This is a genomic window from Bifidobacterium sp. (genome assembly GCF_050874245.1).
Classification (GTDB): domain Bacteria; phylum Actinomycetota; class Actinomycetes; order Actinomycetales; family Bifidobacteriaceae; genus Bifidobacterium.
Genome location: NZ_JBNMKH010000205.1, coordinates 1 through 1232 on the forward strand (window position 1 = coordinate 1; position 1232 = coordinate 1232).

Consider the following 1232-nt stretch of genomic DNA (forward strand, 5'->3'; position numbering starts at 1 on the left):
ATCGCTGCCGGTGGACTGGCTCTTGGTGGTCAGCGTGATGGTGGTGCCGGCGTCGGCCTTGCTACCGCCGTTCGGGCTCATGCCGGTCACCAGGCCGTCCGTAGGGCCGGAAACGGACACCTTCAGGCCGACGCTTTCCAGCAGTGCCTTCGCGTCCACGCAGCTCATGCCGACCACATTCGGTACATTGACCTGCTGCTTTCCGGTGGACACCCAGATGGTCACCGGGGAGCCGGCTTCGACGGTGCTGCCCTCGCCGGGATCGACGCGCGTCACGGAGCCTGCGGGCACGGTATCGGAGGATTCGCTTTCGATGGTGATCTGCGTGAAGCTTGCCTCATTAAGCCGTTCAACGGCGGTGTCCTTGGGCTGCCCAACCAGGCTGGGGATCTGGGTCAGACCGGACGAGATGTACAACGAGATGATGGTGCCCTTGGTCTGCCTCGAACGTGCCGCGGGATTGGTTTTCACGACCCTGTCCTTGGCCACGGTGGCGCTGTCTATGGTCGTGACGTTGCCCACCTTGAAACCGGCCGCCTCGAGGATTTCCTTGGCCTCCTCCTGGGTGTGCTTGGACACGTCCGGCACGGACACCGATTGCGGACCGGTGGAGAACCACACGGTGACGGTGGAGCCCTTTGCCACCTTCTTGCCGCCCTTCGGATTCTGCTTGGTGATGGTGCCCTTCGGCTGGCTGGACGTGGTGTCCTCGCGGGCGTCGAGCTTCAAATCGAGGGCCTTGAGCTGCTCCTCCACGCGGGCTTCGGAGATGTTCGACGTGGTGGTGAAGTCGGGCACGGACACCGTGTCTTCGGCGTTCTTGTGGCTGTTGAGCATGAAGACGATGCCGATGATGGCCAGAACCGCGACGATGCCGCCGACCACGGAGGCGATGATGATCTTCTTCTTTTTGCGCTCCTGCGCCTCCTTGGCGCGTTGTTCGGCGCGGGTTTTCGTGGCGAGAGCCGCGTTCTGGTTCGGCACCGCTTCGAACTGGCCCGTGACCGGATTGAACGCCTGCGTGGCGGTGGTTTCCGTAGCGGGGGTCATGGCCACGGTGTTGGCGTCCATTTCGGCCTGCTTGCGGGCTTTCATATTGGTCAGATCGGTCAAAGGATTGAACGCGGCCGCCATCGGCACACCGCCGTTCATGAACGTCATCAGATCGTTCTTGAATTCGGAGGCGGTGGCATAACGGTTCTGCCGATCCTTGGCCATCGCCTTCGCGCAGA

Annotated in this window: 1 protein-coding gene; it reads right to left on the minus strand. The window is 62.7% G+C overall.

Going from position 1 to position 1232, the window contains the following annotated elements:
* Nucleotides 1–1218: PASTA domain-containing protein (locus tag ACR0P8_RS09930; protein WP_432624880.1), on the minus strand; the 1218-nt coding region annotated here is incomplete at its 3' end.
* Between the last annotated feature and the right edge of the window lie 14 nt (nucleotides 1219–1232).